This is a genomic window from Kitasatospora sp. NPDC059747 (assembly GCF_042732955.1).
In the GTDB taxonomy this organism is placed as follows: Bacteria; Actinomycetota; Actinomycetes; order Streptomycetales; family Streptomycetaceae; genus Kitasatospora.
Genome location: NZ_JBHWGV010000202.1, coordinates 1 through 881, shown reverse-complemented (window position 1 = coordinate 881; position 881 = coordinate 1). Strand labels below are relative to the sequence as shown.

Sequence of the window (881 nt, the reverse complement as noted above, 5' to 3'; positions counted from 1 at the left end):
CGTCCCCCCCGCGGGGGCGCGCCCGGGTTGTGTGTGGCGCGCCCCGCCCCCCCAGCCCCCCCCCGCTCCAGGACGAGCACGCACCGGTCGTGGTCGGCGGCGACCAGCCGGGGCAGGCGCACCGGCGGACGGTGGCGCACGAACGCCCGGTAGACCGCGACCTCGTGGTGGAAGTCGGCCACCAGCTGCTCGAAGTACTCACTCCGCACGGCCTGCGGCGCGAGGCACTTGGCGACCACCGGGGCCCGCCCGATGGTGCCCGCCACCAGGATGTGGCGGCTGCCCTCGCGCAGCACCTGGCGCGGGGTGAACGCGGGACATATCCGCGCGACGCTCGCCAGGGCGGCCCGTACCGCCGGGGTCTGGAGCGCCGAGGGGTCGATCCGCTCGGGGCCGATCGGGGTGCCCGGCCGGTGCGGGCCGCGCAGCAGGCGGCCGTCGACCTGGCGGGCGAGGGGGACCCGGCCGCCGGGCGGGGGGGCGGCCTCGGGGCCGCGCAGACCCAGCGCGCTGCGGCCGGCCGGAACCCGGGCGTCCGCGGACCGGCCCTCGGCGCCGCGCGGGGCCGCCGGGCGGCTCGGCGGGGGCGCCTGCTTGGGGCCGGGACGGCCCGCGGCCGCGGTGGGGGGGCGCAGCGCGGTGCGGGTCGGGCTCGGCGTGGGGGTCGTCGCTGAGGAGTACATGGGGTGAGGGTGGTCCCTTCCTGTCCGTCGGCGGGTGCGCCCCGCGGGGGCGGGGGAGGGCCGGTGCCCCGTGCTTCCTGGTGTGCCGGGGGCCCTGCTTCGGGGGGTGGTGCGGCGGTGGTGCGGGGGGTGCTGCGAGGGGTGTTCGGATGGTGCCCGGCGGCCGGGTGGTGCGCGGGCGCCGGGCACTGTCTCTTA

At 80.5% G+C, this 881-nt stretch carries 1 pseudogene; it reads right to left on the bottom strand.

Annotated features, from left to right (window positions below):
• Positions 1-683: pseudogene (locus ACFV4G_RS41875) on the bottom strand (hypothetical protein); the annotation flags it as partial.
• Positions 684-881: the final 198 nt, after the last annotated feature.